Here is a 15,477-nt window from a genome sequence, read left to right on the forward strand (position 1 = left end):
GATCGTCATCGACGGCAAGGATGTCACCGAAAAGGCGCCGGCCGAGCGCGGCCTTGCCATGGTGTTCCAGTCCTATGCGCTTTATCCGCATATGAGTGTCAGGAACAACATCGCCTTCCCGCTGAAGATGGCCAAGCTCGACAAGGCGATCATCGATAAAAAGGTGGAAGACGCTGCCCGGGTGCTGAACCTCACCGATTATCTCGAACGCCGGCCCTCGCAGTTGTCCGGCGGCCAGCGCCAGCGTGTCGCCATCGGCCGCGCCATCGTGCGCGAACCTTCCGCCTTCCTGTTCGACGAGCCGCTTTCCAACCTCGATGCGGCGCTGCGCGGCACCATGCGGCTGGAAATCTCCGAGCTGCACAACACGCTGAAGACAACGATGATCTATGTCACCCACGACCAGGTGGAAGCCATGACCATGGCCGACAAGATCGTCGTGCTCAACCGCGGCAATATCGAGCAGGTCGGCTCGCCGATGGAGCTTTACCGCTCTCCCGCCAACCTCTTCGTCGCCGGCTTCATCGGCTCGCCGCGCATGAACCTGGTGACGGGCGATTACGCTCGCCAAAAGGGTGCGACCACCGCCGGCGTGCGGCCGGAGCATCTGGTGCTGTCGAAGGAAGCGGGGCTGTGGCAGGGCAAGGTGACCGTCGCCGAACATCTCGGATCGGATACCTTCCTGCATCTCGAGGTCGATGGTATCGGCCCGATTACCGCAAGGACCGACGGCGAGTTCGAATGCAAACACGGCGATACCGTCTTCATCACCCCCGATGATACCAAGATCCACAGGTTCGAAGAAAAGGGTAAGGCGATATGACGGGAAGACTGGAAGGCAAATCCGCGCTTATAACAGGTTCGGCGCGCGGCATCGGCCGCGCCTTTGCGGAGGCCTATATACGCGAGGGGGCAACCGTCGCCATTGCCGATATCGATTTCGAGCGCGCCAGCAAGACCGCCCGCGAGATCGGCGAGAATGCCTATGCCGTCGAACTCGACGTGACCAAACAGCATTCCATCGACACCGCCATTCGCACGGTGGAGGGTCAGACGGGCGGACTCGATATCCTCATCAATAATGCCGCGCTGTTCGACCTCGCACCGATTATCGAGATCAAACGCGAGAGCTACGAAAGACTGTTTTCGATCAACGTCTCCGGCACGCTGTTCATGATGCAGGCCGCCGCAAAAACAATGATTGCTCGGGGAAAAGGCGGCAAGATCATCAACATGGCAAGCCAGGCGGGCCGGCGCGGCGAGGCCTTGGTGGCGGTTTATTGCGCCACCAAGGCCGCCGTCATCAGCCTCACCCAATCGGCCGGGCTCGATCTCATCAGGCACGGCATCAACGTCAACGCGATTGCGCCGGGCGTGGTCGATGGCGAGCACTGGGACGGCGTGGATGCGCTGTTTGCGAAATATGAAAACCGCCCCGCCGGTGAAAAGAAGCGGCTGGTCGGGGAGGCCGTGCCCTTCGGCCGCATGGGCCGTGCCGAAGACCTGACCGGCATGGCGATCTTCCTTGCCTCCGATGAGGCCGAATACATCGTCGCCCAGACCTATAATGTCGATGGCGGCAACTGGATGAGCTGAGTATCGGGCGTCTGCCGCCCGGCCTTGGCACGAACAACGTTTCCCCTTCGAGGATCGTGACATGACATGCAAACTCTCCCTCGCAACGCTTGACGACGCCAGAAAAACCGCGGCGGTTCCGGCCTATTCCCGGGCCGATCTTTCCGCCGGCATCGTGCATTTCGGCGTCGGCAATTTCCACCGCGCCCATCAGGCGGTTTATCTGGATGACCTGTTCAACACCGGAACGGACCATGACTTCGCCATCATCGGCGCGGGCGTTCTGCCGTCCGATGCGGTGATGCGCGAGAAACTCGCTGCGCAGGATTTCCTGACGACGGTGGTGGAGCAGGACAATAACCGCACCGGTGCGCGCGTTACCGGCCCGATGATCGACATTCTGAAGGTTGGCGATACAAAGGCCATCATCGATACGCTCGCCGATCCGAAAATCCGCATCGTCTCGATGACGATTACCGAGGGCGGTTATTTCATCGATGCTTCCGGTTCCTTCAACCCGCAGCATCCGGCCATTGCCGAGGATGGCAGAAACCCGGCTTCGCCGAAAACCGTGTTCGGCCTCATCGTCGCCGGGCTGAAGGCGCGGCGCGACAAGGGGCTGCAACCCTTCACCGTTATGTCCTGCGACAACATTCCGCATAATGGCAAGGTCACGAAAAATGCGGTGGTCGGGCTCGCGGCCCTGTCCGATCCGGCCTTCGCCAACTGGATCGGCGAAAACGTCGCATTCCCCAATTCCATGGTTGACCGCATCACGCCTGCTACCGGCGAGCGCGAACGCAATATTGCCCGCGACGACTTCGGCATCGAGGACAATTGGCCGGTCTTCTGCGAGGAGTTCAAGCAATGGGTGATGGAGGATAATTTTCCCGCCGGTCGCCCGGCGCTGGAAAAGGCCGGCGTACAGTTTGTCAGGGACGTTGCGCCCTATGAGCACATGAAAATCCGCATCCTCAATGGCGGCCACGCGGCAATCGCCTATCCGGCGGCGCTGCTCGACATTCATTTCGTGCATGAGGCGATGGAACATCCGCTGATCCGGGCATTTCTGGCGAAGCTTGAAAATGAAGAGATCATCCCGGTCATTCCGCCGGTTCCCGATACAAATCTCGCCGATTATTTCGCGCTGATCGAGCGGCGTTTCCTCAATCCGAAAATCGGCGACACCATTCCGCGTTTGGCGCAGGACGGTTCCAACCGCCAGCCGAAATTTATCCTGCCATCCACCGCCGACCGTCTGGCGCGCGGTGAAGATATTGTCGGCCTTTCGCTGGTCTCGGCGCTGTGGTGCCGCTATTTCCAGGGCACCTCCGACAGCGGCAAGGAAATCGCCTTCAACGATGCGAGCGCCGAGCGGCTGCAAGCGGCGGCGATCAAAGCCAAGGACGATCCCGTGGCCTTCCTCGCGCTTGAGGATATCTTCGGAACGGTTGCCGAATCGGAGCTTTTCCGTAAACGCTTTGCCCATGCAGTGAAGACGCTGTGGCAAGAAGGCACGGCGAAGACCTTGCAGCTTTATCTGGATGACAAGCTGGCTGAAAAGTGACTGAGAGATGGAAGACGAGACCGGGCCCCTTTTGATTTTCGATTGCGACGGCGTTCTCGTCGATAGCGAGCCGGTCTCCATCTCCGTCCTTCTCGACATGCTCTCCCATCTCGGCGTGACGATGGGAGAGGAAGAGGCCTATGAGCGCTTTCTCGGCCGCAGCGTCGCCAGCATGACGGCGACGCTGTTTGAGGATTACGGTGTCGAAACCGACATCGATTTTCTCGACCATATGCGGGCGACGCTGTTCGAGCGTTTCCGCACCGAGCTTCGGCCGATTGACGGCATTGGCGAAACGCTGAACAGGCTCCTGCCGCTGCGGCGCTGCGTCGCTTCCTCAAGCCAGCCGGAACGCATCCGTTATTCGTTGGGGCTGACCGGCCTGATCGACAAATTCGAACCGCATGTCTTCAGCGCCACCATGGTAAAGAACGGCAAGCCGGCGCCCGATCTTTTCCTGCATGCGGCGCGCGAAATGGGCGTCGAGCCGCGTCACTGCATCGTGATCGAGGACAGCCCGGCCGGCATTGCCGCCGCAAAGGCCGCGGGTATGGGCGTTTTTGCCTTTACCGGCGGTTCGCATGCGCGCTTTCCCGCATTCCGTGAAAAGATCGCCGGGCTTGGCGCGGATGCGGTGTTTGACGCGATGCCGGATTTGGTCCAACTTGTCCGTAGCTATGTGGGGAAGGGCGGTTTTGACGGCCAAATGGAACGTGATGCGGGCTGAAGTAGATTTTGCCTGCCGCCGTCGCCGGGTCGTTGCGCAAGGGATGGAATTGCAGTCTTGATGCGTCAAAATCTCGTCGCTGTCGATGTCGGCACCGCCAGCGCCCGGGCCGGCATTTTCGATCCGGCCGGCCGGCTGCTTGCCCGCTCCACCCATCCCATCCTGATGCGGAGGCCGCAGGAAAACCACGCCGAACACGATTCCACCGACATATGGAAAGCGGTCTGCATCGTGGTGAGGGCGGCGCTTGCCGAGGCCGGTGTTTCGCCGCAAAGCATTGCCGCCATCGGTTTCGACGCCACCTGCTCGCTGGTCATCCGCGATGGGCGGGGTGAGCCGGTTTCGGTTTCCGTTACCGGGGAGGACCGGTTCGACACCATCGTCTGGCTCGATCATCGGGCAATCGACGAGGCCGACCGGCTGACGGCATCCGGCCACCGGGTGCTGGATTTTGCCGGCAACAGCGTCTCGCCGGAAATGCAGATGCCGAAGCTGATGTGGCTGAAGACGCATATGCCGGCAAGCTGGTCGCGCATGTCCTTCGCTTTCGATCTGGCGGATTTCCTGACGTGGAGGGCGACCGGTTCAGCGCAGCGCTCAAATTGCACGCAGACGGCGAAGTGGAATTTTCTGGCGCAGGAAAATCCCGGCTGGCAGGCGGATTATCTCGAATTGGCGGGCCTCGCCGATTTGAGAGAGCGGGCAGGGCTGCCCGAGACCACGGTAATGTCGGGGGAAAGCATCGGCCCGCTTTCGCCCGAAGCTGCCGCCGAACTGGGTCTCGATACCGGTTGCCAGGTGGCGGCGGGCATGATCGACGCCTATGCCGGCGCGCTCGGCGCATTGGGCGGCTGCCTGTCTGCGGATGTGGGCCGGCATGTGGCGCTGATCGCCGGTACGTCGAGCTGCCTTGTCGCCATGTCGGAGCGACAGATGCCCGGCCACAGCCTCTGGGGGCCCTATTGGCAGGCGATCCTGCCGGGTCACTGGCTGGTGGAGGGCGGGCAATCGGCCACCGGCGCGCTGCTCGACCATATTGTGCGCATGCATGCGGCAGGCGGTGAGCCGGATACGGCGCTGCATGCCCGCATCGTTGCGCGGGTAACGGAATTGCGCGCGCTTGAGGGCGAGGCCTTCGCCGAGCGGCTGCATGTGCTGCCGGATTTCCACGGCAACCGCTCGCCGCTTGCCGATCCGCATGCGGTCGGCGTCATCAGCGGGCTGACATTGGATACGTCTTTCGACAGTCTCTGCCGTCTATACTGGCGCACGGCCGTCGCCATTGCGCTCGGCGCCCGCCATGTGCTCGATGCGATGGAGCGTTTCGGTTATGCGGTGGAAGGCCTGCACGTTACCGGCGGGCATGTGAAGAACCCGCTGCTGATGGAGCTTTATGCCGATGTGACGGGCAAGCGCATCGTCGTTCCCGCCACCGCCGATGCGGTGCTGCTCGGCACGGCGATGACGGCGGCGACGGCCGGCGGGGTGCATGCGAACCTTGCGGCAGCAGGGGCCGCCATGTATCCGGGCAATGCGGAAATATCAGGCAATCCGGTGCGTGGCCCCCGTTATGAGCGGGATTATCGCCGTTTTCTCGCCATGCACCGCCATCGTCAGGAACTGGAAAGCCTTTGATTTTCTAAAGGCCAATGATTGGCTTCGACGGATGCCGCGCATTTCTTCTCCCCGCCGGGGAGAAGGTGGCCCGAAGGGCCGGATGAGGGGGAACGCCAGCGATAGAACGCACTCTAGCCCCCTTGTAACTTCCCTTCATCGCACTGTGCTATTGTCGCTTGTGCGGTGGCGGATGGAAGACCGATCCCCCCTGGGGACATTGATCCCGTGGATGAGCCCGGGTCTCCCTCCGCTTTTTCATCGAACCCGAACAGTCGCCGGGGCCGCTTGCGTGTGCGAAGCCCGATTAGGCAAGGATGGGATAAGATGGATAATAGTGTTGGCATCGACGTTTCCAAGGACCGTCTGGATGTGGCGTTCGCAGCATCGGGCACGGCGTTCTTCGTCGAGAACAGCCATGCCGGGATCGACGATCTGGTAGAGCGTCTCAAAGAGGTGCATGCCGATATCGTGGCACTGGAAGCCACAGGCGGCTTCGAGACGCTGGCCGTGGCACGGCTTTCGGCGGCAGGATTTGCGGTGATCGTGGTCAATCCGGCGCAGGTGCGTGCCTATGCCAATGCCATTGGTCGCCGTGCCAAGACCGACGCGGTCGATGCGGCAGTGATTGCTGCTTTCGTGTCTGCCACCAAGCCACAGATACGGCCTCTGCGTGATCAGCAAACCCAGCTTTTGTCGGCACTTGTCGACCGCAGGCGGCAGATCGTGCAGATGATCGTGGCCGAAGAGAACCGGTTACGCATGGCGCTGGAGAAATCGACCCGCAAAAGCATTCAGCGCCTGCTTGCCGCCCTGCGCCGGGAGGTGGACAGCATTGATGCGGAAATGGACGATCACATCCGCAAATCCCCCGTGTGGCGTGTGCGCGAGGCGCTGCTGACCTCCGTTCCCGGTGTGGGGCCTGCAACGGCGCGCACGCTTCTTGCCGAGATGCCGGAACTGGGCAATCTCGACCGGCGTCAAATCGCCTCGCTGGCGGGCCTTGCTCCCTGGACCCGACAATCGGGCAAATGGAAGGGCAAAAGCTTCATCGGTGGCGGAAGGGGCAAGGTCCGGGCGGTGTTGTTCATGGCGGCGCTGGTAGGGGCACGGCACAATCCAGTCCTCAAGGCCTTTCGCGATCGCCTCGTGGAAGCCGGAAAGCCGAAAATCCTCGCTACCGTCGCAACCATGCGAAAACTCCTGACCATCCTCAACGCCATCATCAGAGACAGCAAACCATGGCAAAACGCTTGACATCAAAGACAGTCGCTCATCCCGCTGCCGCGACCTTCTCCCCGACGAGGAGAAAAAACGAGCGGTAACCACTCGATCCCTCGGCCCCCGCATTGCCGCCAGGCGCAATCAACTGCGCAGCGAGCGTTTCAGGGCCGTGAGGTTCTTTGCCCTTGCCCTGCCGCTGTCATCGGCGCTGGCGCCAAGCGCACAGAGGGTGAATTCCAGCAGGGAGACCAGTTGCAGCAGGCCCTGGCCGCCATTCTGCGCCTGCGGCATGGCAAGGCAGAGATCTGCGCTTTCCGGTCCCCATTCATAAAAGCGTGTGGTGATCAGCAATGTCCTGTAGCCGCTCTTGCGCGCCATTGCCGACAGGCGTTGCAGGGGCGACAGGGCGCCGCCGCAATCCATGATGACGAGCAGCGCCTGCGCGGGGTCGAAATCCCACAGGGCGACATAGGCCGCGCTGTCGCTGCCGAGATAATGGATATGGCCCCGGCTCTCCAGAAGCCGCCCGTAAAAATGCCGCCCGGCATCGAGACCTTCCGGAGAGGTTGCCAGAAAAACATTGCCCGCCGTGGCGATCTCGTTCATGGCGACCCGCCAGACCGATTGGGTGGTCATGTCGAAAGCGGTCTGGATGGCCTGAATCTGCTGCGACAGAAGCTGCGAAAACGGGTTGGAATGGCGTTCGCCGCCTTCTGCCATGGCGGGCTGGTCCGCGCCGGCCGTTTCTTCGGCATGGCGCAGATCGGCGCGTATATCGCTGAATTGCCGGTATCCCAGCGAGCGCAGGAAACGGCCGACCGTCATCGGACTGAGGCTGAGCTTGGCGGCCAGCGTCTGCGCCGTCTCGAACGGCAATTCGTCCAGATGTTCGATCAGATATTTGGCGATCTTGCGCTCTGAAGGGGTGCCTGCCTTCATGGCGCGCGTAAGGTTCAACAGCAGCTTTTCCACCAACGCCTCATTCTTTTATCTTTATTGAACGATGATGCATGCGCGCGCGCAAACGAGCGTGCGAACCGCAATTTGACGGTGGGGGATAGCTTTTCCGGCCTTGTCCTCCACCGGACCGGAATGCGAAATGTAATAGGTGTATTATTATATTTTAGAGATACCTTTTATTCAAGAGAAATTCCATCTGCGGTTTAAATCCAGCCATTTGGCATCTTTCCGTCCGTCTTGCAGAGTGGGCGGGCAGCGCTTATCTCTCGTCTGGTAAGTGTGTTTTAACGCGAAAGGCGTCGAGGAGTTCCGGATGATTTTTGATGCGGCGAGGCTTGCCTTCCACAATCTCTTTGCCGCCGAAACCCGGTCGGTCTTCTGGAAGGTTCTGGGGCTCACGCTTCTCGTGCTTGCGGCGCTGTGGTTCGCCATCCGCTCGATCTTCATTTATTTCGCCCTGCCGTGGGTGGATACGCTTATCCCCGGCGTGCCGGACTGGGCGGGCTGGCTGACCTTCGTTTTCGCCATTTTCGCCGGCATCGGGCTGGCGCTGGCGCTCGCGCTGCTCATTTCGCCGGTCACCGCCGTCATTGCCGGCCTGTTTCTCGACGATGTCGCCGAAGTGGTTGAGAAAAAGAACTATCCGAACGATCCGCCGGGCAAGGCGATGCCGGTCGGCGAAGCTGTTCTGTCGTCCATCAAGTTCTTCGGTGTCGTCATTGCCGGCAACCTTGTCGCGCTGTTGCTGCTTCTGGTGCCGGGTATCAATCTCATCGCGTTTTTTCTGGTGAACGGCTATCTGCTCGGCCGGGAATTCTTCGAATTCGCGGCGATGCGTTTCCGCTCGCCCGCCGAAGCGAGGTTGTTCCGTTCAAAACACCGCGCCACCGTTTTCATGGCCGGGCTGGTAATCGCGGCCTTCCTGGCGGTGCCGTTCCTCAACCTGTTGACGCCACTTTTTGCCGCCTCGATGATGGTGCATCTGCATAAGGCCGTCAGCCGGCGCGATCCCTCATTCGCCGCCGGCCGCACCGAACAGCTGCGCGGGTAATTCCACCAGCGGCGCCGGAATATCGAAGGTCTTTTCCGGCGACTTGCAGATATCGGCAATCACGCAGCGTTCGCATTCCGGCTTGCGCGCCTTGCAGCAGTAACGCCCGTGCAGAATCAGCCAGTGATGGGCGTGGAACAGATATTGTTCGGGAATGATGCGGATCAGCCGGTCTTCAACCTCGTCAGGGGTTTTGCCCGGCGCAAGACAGAGCCGGTTGGCGATGCGGAACACATGTGTATCAACCGCAAGCGTGGGCACGCCGAAAGCCATGGACATCACCACATTGGCGGTCTTGCGGCCGACGCCGGGCAGGGTCACCAGCTCCTCGCGGGTTTTCGGCACCTCGCCGCCGAAATTGTCGATCAGCATCTGGGACAGGGCAATGACGTTTTTCGCCTTGTTGCGGTAAAGCCCGATGGTCTTGATATAACCGATCAGTTCTTCCTCGCCGAGCGCCAGCATCTTTTCCGGCGTATCGGCCACCTTGAACAGCGCGCGTGTGGCCCGGTTCACGCCCACATCGGTCGCCTGCGCGGAAAGCGCCACGGCCACCAGCAGGGTAAAGGGATTGGTATGTTCCAGCTCGCCTTTCGGCTCCGGTCGCTGAATGGAAAAGCGGCGGAAGATCTCGGTGAGCTCGTCCTTGGAATAGGCCGTTTTCACCCGCGCCGGCTTGCGCGCGGATGCCGGATTTGACTTTTTCAATGTTTGGGTGCTGGATCGTTTTTTGGCGACTGTCATGGACTATCTATAGCCAGCCCGCCCTGAGGAAAGCAACGTGGATACGCTCAACGACCAGCCGATTTTCGCGGCGGAACTCGTTCCGCACCGTTCGCTTGGCAGAAGGGGTTTCCGGCTGCTCCTGCTTTTCTCCGGCCTGGCCTGCCTTGTCTATGGCGGCTTTTTCCTCGCCACCGGGGCATGGCCGGTCGGCCTGTTCTTCGGGCTGGATTTCCTGCTGCTTTATGCCGCCTTCCGCGCCAATTACCGGGCGGCGAAGGCGCGGGAAGAGGTCAGCGTCTCGCGCACCAGCCTGTCTATCCGCAAATTTTCTCCCGCCGGGCGGATGGTGGAACATCGCTTCAATCCCTTCTGGGCGCGCTTCAGGGTGAGGCGGCACGACGAGATCGGCATCGTCTCCATGCATGTGACGGGTGAAGGCCGGGCGACCGATATCGGTTCGTTTCTCAATCCGGATGACCGGGAAAGTTTCGCGAAGGCGTTTGGCGGTGCGCTGGCGACTGTGCGGCGGCGGATGTGAACGGATCAGAGGGTTGTCGTGGCGCTGTAGTCTCTTTCCCTCATCCCTGTGCTCGTCACAGGGATCCAGCCAGCCCAAGTCTTTGGGCTGAAAAGAGTCCTTCGCCACGCGGACGCGCGTCGGCTGGATTCCTGTGACAAGCACAGGAATGAGGGTGCGTGGGTGTTCCGGCTAACGAACATTCCTTGCGTATCGTGATGCCGCGCAAGAAACGGGTGGAGACGAAGTCGCTTTAGTGATTTTCTCTTACCCGTTAGGAGATTTGCGATGAACGCCAATATTACGCTGAACGAAGACATCACCCCCATCGGAACGGATTACGACACGGTGCGCGGGGTTATCGAGCTTTTGACGCTGGATTATCGCGAGCAGCCCTCCCTCGAAGCCATTGCCGCAGAGCTTGGCCAGTCGCCGACGCAATTGCAGAAGACCTTCACCCGTTGGGCCGGCCTTTCGCCCAAGGCATTCCTGCAGGCCGTAACGCTCGATCATGCCAAGCGGCTGTTGCGCGAAGAGGATTTGCCGCTGCTGGAAACCTCGATCGAGGTCGGCATGTCTGGCCCCGGACGCCTGCACGATCTGTTCGTTACCCATGAGGCCATGTCGCCCGGCGAATGGAAGGCCAAGGGCGGCGGGCTGACGATCCGTTACGGTTTCCACACCTCGCCCTTCGGTCTTGCGCTGGTCATGGTGACCGATCGTGGCCTTGCCGGCTGCGCCTTTGCCGATCCGGGTGAGGAAAGGGCCTGTTTCGAGGACATGGCCGGCCGCTGGCCGAATGCCGGTTATGTCGAGGATCGCGAAGCGACCGCGCCCTACGCCGCCCGCATCTTCGATCCATCCATGTGGTCGGCGGACAGGCCGCTGCGCGTCGTGCTGCTTGGCACGGATTTTCAGGTGCGGGTCTGGGAAAGCCTCCTGAAAATCCCGATGGGCCGCGCGGTTACCTATTCGCACATCGCCTGCGATATCGGCCAGCCCACCGCGTCGCGTGCCGTGGGTGCGGCGGTCGGGGCAAACCCGGTCTCCTTCGTCGTTCCCTGCCATCGCGCCGTCGGCAAAAGCGGGGCTCTGACGGGGTATCACTGGGGCCTGACCCGCAAGCGGGCTATGCTCGGCTGGGAAACGGGGAAGGTGTGACGCAGGTTTCCCTCTTCCCTGTGCTTGTCACAGGGATCCAGCCAACCCAAGTCCTTGGGTTGAAAAGACTCTTCCCGTCGCGCAGACGCGCGCCGACTGGATTCCTGTGACAAGCACAGGAATGAGGGCGGGCCTAAATCGACTGACGAAGCCTAAACCAGCTCCATCAACGCCCGCGCCGCCGCCTCGTCTGTTATCAGCGTATTGCATCCGATCCGCTTGATCGTAGCGCGGATGGCGATGGCGCGGTGGGCACCGCCGGAGGCCAGCACGATGTGTTTTGCCTTGCGCAGCGTGTCGAGATCGATCGCCATGGCGCGCTGGTTGATCGGGTGATCGACCGAGCGACCTTCGGCATCGATGAAATTGAACATGGTGTCGCAGACACAGCCGGCATCGATGAGTTCCTGCAGCGTCGCCTTGGAAATGAAGCCTTCTGATAGCGATGTCGAATGTGGCCCGATATCGCCGCAGGAGACGATGGCGAGATCGAGCGTTTCGGCGAGATCGTAAAGCGTCGCAAGCCCGCATTTTTCGATCAGTGCCCGTTTGGTCTCAACCGAATCCACCAGCAGCGGCGCAAGGAACATGTAACATTCCGCCCCGAGCGCGCTCGCCAGCCGCCAGGTGTAGTCGAGCGGGTTGGTCTGGTGCACGGCGACGATACCGCCGAGCAGCGAGACGACCTTGCAATTTTCCCGGCGCGGCGGGCGGAAGCTGGAAAGCGAGGCGGTCATGGTGCGGCCCCAGCCGACGCCGATGGTGGCCTCGTTCGGCACCGCTTCGGAGAGGAATTGCCCGAGCGCCAGCCCGACCGCCTTGGCCGTGCCTTCGGCATTCGTCTTATCCGGGGATGGGCCGGGGGAAGGGATGATCACCGCCTCGTCCAGCCCATAAGCCGCCTCCAGCCGGCCGGCCAGCTCGACGAAGTCCTCGATGCCTTCGTTGATCCATATCTGTACTTCGGAGCGTTTCATCGCCTCGTCCAGCAGGCGGATGACGGTGGAGCGGCTGATGCCGAGTTTTTCCGCGACGTCTTTCTGCGTCATGCCCTGATTATAATAGAGCCATGCGGCGCGCAGCCGCAGAGACGCCGCTTCCGAATAGGCCGTATGGGTTTCTCTTCTCAGTTTCGCCACGGTTTCCGCCATTCTTTATTAGCGGCCGAGTATCGCAGGCGTGAAACTTATGTCAATTGCGATGCGCAAATGTCTTGACTTTCGACCGTGCCGCTTGCGATAGTCGGAGCCGGACAAACCGCGATTTCGGCCTTGGGCGCCCCCATGGTGCGGGAACGAAATGACGGCAGAGCAAGTTTTCAAGAGATCATGAAGGATCATTCGATATGACGTCCAAACTCGAACAACTTCGCGCCATCACCACGGTCGTTGCCGATACCGGCGATATCGAGGCGGTTGCGCGCCTGAAGCCGGTGGATTGCACCACCAACCCGACCATCGTTCTGAAGGCGCTCGGCACACCGGCCTTTGCCGATGCGGTGAAGGAAGCCGTCGCCTGGGGCAAGAAGCAGGGCGGCCAGTCCGACGCCGTCGTCGCTGCCGTTGCCGATCGTCTCGCCATTTCCGTGGGTGCGGCTCTTGCCGGCCTCGTTCCCGGCCGTGTGTCGACCGAAGTCGATGCCGACCTTTCCTTCGATACGCAAGCCTCCATCACCAAGGCGCGCCACATCATTGCCGCCTATAAGGAGCGCGGCATCGAGCGTGAACGCATTCTCATCAAGCTCGCTTCCACCTGGGAAGGCATCAAGGCCGCCGAGGTTCTCCAGTCCGAAGGCATCGACTGCAACCTGACGCTGCTCTTCTCGCAGGCCCAGGCGATTGCCTGCGCCGAAGCCAAGGTCTTCCTCATCTCGCCCTTCGTCGGCCGTATTCTCGACTGGTACAAGAAGTCCACCGGTGAGACCTACACTGCCGAAACCGATCCGGGCGTCGTGTCGGTGCGCAGCATCTACAATTACTACAAGGCCAATGGCATCAGCACCGTCGTCATGGGCGCGTCCTTCCGCAATGTCGGCGAAATCGAAGCGCTGGCCGGTTGCGACCGCCTGACGATCAGCCCGGCACTGCTGGAAGAGCTGGACAAGGACAGCGGCAAGCTGGAGCGCAAGCTTTCGCCCGACAATATCAAGGCAGAGCCGCTGCAGTCGCTTGACGAGAAGGCATTCCGCTGGGCGCTCAACGAAGACGCGATGGCCACCGAGAAGCTCTCGGAAGGCATCCGCCTGTTCGCCAAGGATCTGGTGACGCTGCGCGAAATGGTCCGCAAGGAACTGACGCTGGCTGCGGCCTGATACAAAAAGGGGGAACCATCCACGTTCCCCCTGCGTTTAAGAGATATAAATCTCCAGTCACTCAAAACGCGATCGGGTCCCTGCCGGTCGCGTTTTTTTGTGCGTTTCAGGAATTTCCGTTTCCCGTCGCCACTTCGGAAATCCGCTTTGCCGCCTCGCGGATCAGCGCTTCACAGGCCTCGCGTGTCGGGGCCTTGCCGCCAAGCGGGGTAATATAGGGGCAGGTGATGACGGCAAGCGCCGTGCCGTCCAGCGTCAGCACCGGGGCGGAAATATTGCGCACGCCGGCGGTCTGAAGGCTGTCCATGGATTCTAAACCGTTTTTGCGCACCTCCGCCAGTCGCCCGGCAAGGTCCGGCGGCACGGTTTCGCCGCCGCCGCGCACCTGTTCGGTTATCATGATCTGGCGCTGCGCTTCCGTCTGGAAAGCCAGAAGCACATGGCCGGAGCCGGTGTGGAACAGGCTCATCTGCGCGCCGACCCGCATGGACATGGCCCAATAGGTGGACGATTCCTGCTGGGCGATGACGACGACGCTGCCGCGATCATAAATTGCCAGATGGCAAGCCTGCTCGGCACTTGCCGAAAAATCGCGCATGACCGGTGCGGCGAAAGAAACCAGCCGGCGGATCGGCGCATGGAAATGCGCCAGCCCGAACATCTTCAGCGTTAATGAGAAGCGGTCTCCGTCAAGCCGCTGCACATAACCGCGGCGCACCAGCCGGTCCAGCATGCGATAAAGCTCGTTCGGGCTTTTGCCGATAGACTTGGCGATCTCGATCTGGGTCAGCCCGCCATCGGTGCGGGCCAGAAGTTCGAGAATGTCCAGACCCTTGTCGAGGGCGGGAGCGCGATATCTTTCGCTGTCGTCGTCGGTCATCTGGCCTCGATGGTGTTTTGCGCGGTCGCCGGGTGGGCTGCCTGAAAATATGGTTGCCCGATAGCCGACATCCACGCAAGTTTGCTTGACGCCATATGAATACCGCGTTTACATATGAATTGTCGATCCATATTTGAGATCATCGAAATTCAGCGGTCCGGTCCCCGCAGGGCGGGCGGGCCTTAGCGGGAGGCTATTCATGGTGCAGGATTTTAACGGCCGGACAGTGGTGATTACCGCCGCCGGTCAGGGTATCGGCCGGGCGGCGGCGGAGCGGTTCGTCTCGCTCGGCGCGCGCGTCATCGCCACCGATATCAATGAGCAGGCGCTTTCGACGCTGAAGGGTGCGGAAACCCGGGTTTTGAACGTGCTGGATGGCGATGGCGTCAAGGATTTCGCCGCCGATATCGGCCATGCGGATGTGCTGTTCAACTGCGCCGGTTTCGTTCATTCCGGCACCATTCTCGATTGCGAAGAGAAGGACTGGGATTTCTCCTTCGATCTCAACGCCAAGGCCATGTATCGCACCTGCCGCGCCTTCCTGCCCGGCATGCTGGAAAAGGGCAAGGGCGCGATCGTCAACATGTCCTCCGTCGCTTCCAGTGTGAAGGGCGTGCCGAACCGTTTCGCCTATACCGCGTCCAAGGCGGCCGTGGTGGGTCTGACCAAGGCGATTGCTGCCGATTTCGTCACCAAGGGCATTCGCTGCAACGCCATCTGCCCCGGCACGGTCGATAGCCCGTCCCTGCATGACCGCCTGCGCGCCACCGGCAATTACGAACAGGCCCTGGCCGATTTCATCGCCCGCCAACCGATGGGCCGCATCGCCACGCCGGAAGAAATCGCGGCGCTGGTTACCTATCTCGCGTCGGACGATGCAGGTTTCACCACCGGCCAGATTCACGTCATTGACGGCGGCTGGACTGGCTGAATCTTTTTAAGGGAGAGAGGAGAGGCGACCGGCGTAAAAACCGGTCGCCTTTTTCGTTCAGACGACGGCGCTTCCGGCCATCAGTGCAAGCACGAGGAAGACCAGGAAGATCACCACGGCGATGAAGAACAGGATTCGGGCCACGCCCGCCGCGGCTGCCGAAATGCCGGTAAAGCCGAATACGCCCGCGATCAAAGAGATAACAAAGAAAATAAGAGCCCACTTCAGCATGG

16 protein-coding genes are annotated in these 15,477 nt (G+C 61.0%); 11 read left to right on the plus strand and 5 right to left on the minus strand.

What is annotated here, in order from left to right:
• The 6 genes from ACQZ5N_RS24930 to ACQZ5N_RS24955 all read left to right on the plus strand — a co-directional run.
• A partial coding sequence (locus tag ACQZ5N_RS24930) for an ABC transporter ATP-binding protein (protein ID WP_448734417.1) occupies positions 1–823 on the plus strand: 823 nt, incomplete at its 5' end.
• Positions 820–1,596, plus strand: coding sequence for an L-iditol 2-dehydrogenase (locus ACQZ5N_RS24935; RefSeq protein WP_425644926.1), 777 nt, complete (start codon positions 820–822; stop codon positions 1,594–1,596). The genes ACQZ5N_RS24930 and ACQZ5N_RS24935, both read left to right, overlap by 4 nt.
• A 61-nt stretch (positions 1,597–1,657) precedes the next feature.
• Positions 1,658–3,142 (plus strand): mannitol dehydrogenase family protein, encoded by a 1,485-nt coding sequence (locus tag ACQZ5N_RS24940; RefSeq protein ID WP_448734418.1) that lies wholly within the window; start codon positions 1,658–1,660, stop codon positions 3,140–3,142.
• Between the two features lie 7 nt (positions 3,143–3,149).
• Positions 3,150–3,869 carry an HAD family hydrolase gene (locus ACQZ5N_RS24945; RefSeq protein ID WP_425644922.1) on the plus strand — a complete coding sequence of 240 codons (720 nt, stop codon included), beginning with the start codon at positions 3,150–3,152 and terminating at the stop codon, positions 3,867–3,869.
• Positions 3,870–3,929: 60 nt separating this feature from the next.
• Complete coding sequence (locus ACQZ5N_RS24950) at positions 3,930–5,504, plus strand: FGGY-family carbohydrate kinase (protein WP_448734437.1); 1,575 nt, start codon at positions 3,930–3,932, stop codon at positions 5,502–5,504.
• A gap of 306 nt (positions 5,505–5,810) precedes the next feature.
• A complete protein-coding gene (locus tag ACQZ5N_RS24955) occupies positions 5,811–6,740 on the plus strand; it encodes an IS110 family RNA-guided transposase (RefSeq protein ID WP_448734419.1) in 930 nt (309 codons plus the stop codon).
• Positions 6,741–6,848: 108 nt separating this feature from the next.
• On the opposite strand, the gene ACQZ5N_RS24960 is transcribed toward ACQZ5N_RS24955, so the two are convergent.
• Positions 6,849–7,682, minus strand: coding sequence for a MurR/RpiR family transcriptional regulator (locus ACQZ5N_RS24960; protein ID WP_425644921.1), 834 nt, complete (start codon positions 7,680–7,682; stop codon positions 6,849–6,851).
• 298 nt (positions 7,683–7,980) lie between these two features.
• Here ACQZ5N_RS24960 and ACQZ5N_RS24965 point away from each other — a divergent pair, with 298 nt between their 5' ends.
• The gene (locus ACQZ5N_RS24965; protein WP_425644920.1) at positions 7,981–8,718 is read left to right on the plus strand and encodes a sulfate transporter family protein; all 738 of its coding nucleotides are present in this window, start codon (positions 7,981–7,983) and stop codon (positions 8,716–8,718) included.
• On the opposite strand, the gene nth is transcribed toward ACQZ5N_RS24965, so the two are convergent.
• Complete coding sequence (gene nth, locus ACQZ5N_RS24970; protein ID WP_137005569.1) at positions 8,680–9,462, minus strand: endonuclease III; 783 nt, start codon at positions 9,460–9,462, stop codon at positions 8,680–8,682. The two genes, ACQZ5N_RS24965 and nth, sit on opposite strands and share 39 nt — an antisense overlap.
• Before the next feature lie 37 nt (positions 9,463–9,499).
• Between nth and ACQZ5N_RS24975 the strand changes: the two genes are divergently transcribed.
• Positions 9,500–9,982, plus strand: a complete 483-nt coding sequence (locus ACQZ5N_RS24975) for a DUF2244 domain-containing protein (RefSeq protein WP_003523126.1) — start codon at positions 9,500–9,502, stop codon at positions 9,980–9,982.
• Positions 9,983–10,249: 267 nt separating this feature from the next.
• A complete protein-coding gene (locus tag ACQZ5N_RS24980) occupies positions 10,250–11,122 on the plus strand; it encodes a methylated-DNA--[protein]-cysteine S-methyltransferase (protein ID WP_035259893.1) in 873 nt (290 codons plus the stop codon).
• Between the two features lie 152 nt (positions 11,123–11,274).
• Here the strand turns inward: ACQZ5N_RS24980 and ACQZ5N_RS24985 are convergent, their stop codons facing one another.
• Positions 11,275–12,261, minus strand: coding sequence for a sugar-binding transcriptional regulator (locus tag ACQZ5N_RS24985; protein WP_059759550.1), 987 nt, complete (start codon positions 12,259–12,261; stop codon positions 11,275–11,277).
• Positions 12,262–12,467: 206 nt separating this feature from the next.
• On the opposite strand from ACQZ5N_RS24985, the gene tal reads away from it, so the two are divergent.
• A complete protein-coding gene (gene tal / locus ACQZ5N_RS24990; protein ID WP_003523123.1) occupies positions 12,468–13,433 on the plus strand; it encodes a transaldolase in 966 nt (321 codons plus the stop codon).
• 106 nt (positions 13,434–13,539) lie between these two features.
• Here the strand turns inward: tal and ACQZ5N_RS24995 are convergent, their stop codons facing one another.
• Positions 13,540–14,313 carry an IclR family transcriptional regulator gene (locus ACQZ5N_RS24995; protein ID WP_425644918.1) on the minus strand — a complete coding sequence of 258 codons (774 nt, stop codon included), beginning with the start codon at positions 14,311–14,313 and terminating at the stop codon, positions 13,540–13,542.
• A gap of 199 nt (positions 14,314–14,512) precedes the next feature.
• Between ACQZ5N_RS24995 and ACQZ5N_RS25000 the strand changes: the two genes are divergently transcribed.
• The gene (locus ACQZ5N_RS25000; protein ID WP_448734420.1) at positions 14,513–15,244 is read left to right on the plus strand and encodes an SDR family oxidoreductase; all 732 of its coding nucleotides are present in this window, start codon (positions 14,513–14,515) and stop codon (positions 15,242–15,244) included.
• Between the two features lie 57 nt (positions 15,245–15,301).
• Here the strand turns inward: ACQZ5N_RS25000 and ACQZ5N_RS25005 are convergent, their stop codons facing one another.
• Positions 15,302–15,475 carry a DUF1328 domain-containing protein gene (locus ACQZ5N_RS25005; RefSeq protein WP_003499086.1) on the minus strand — a complete coding sequence of 58 codons (174 nt, stop codon included), beginning with the start codon at positions 15,473–15,475 and terminating at the stop codon, positions 15,302–15,304.
• Positions 15,476–15,477 lie beyond the last annotated feature (2 nt).

It is taken from the genome of Agrobacterium sp. 22-221-1, from assembly GCF_053522445.1.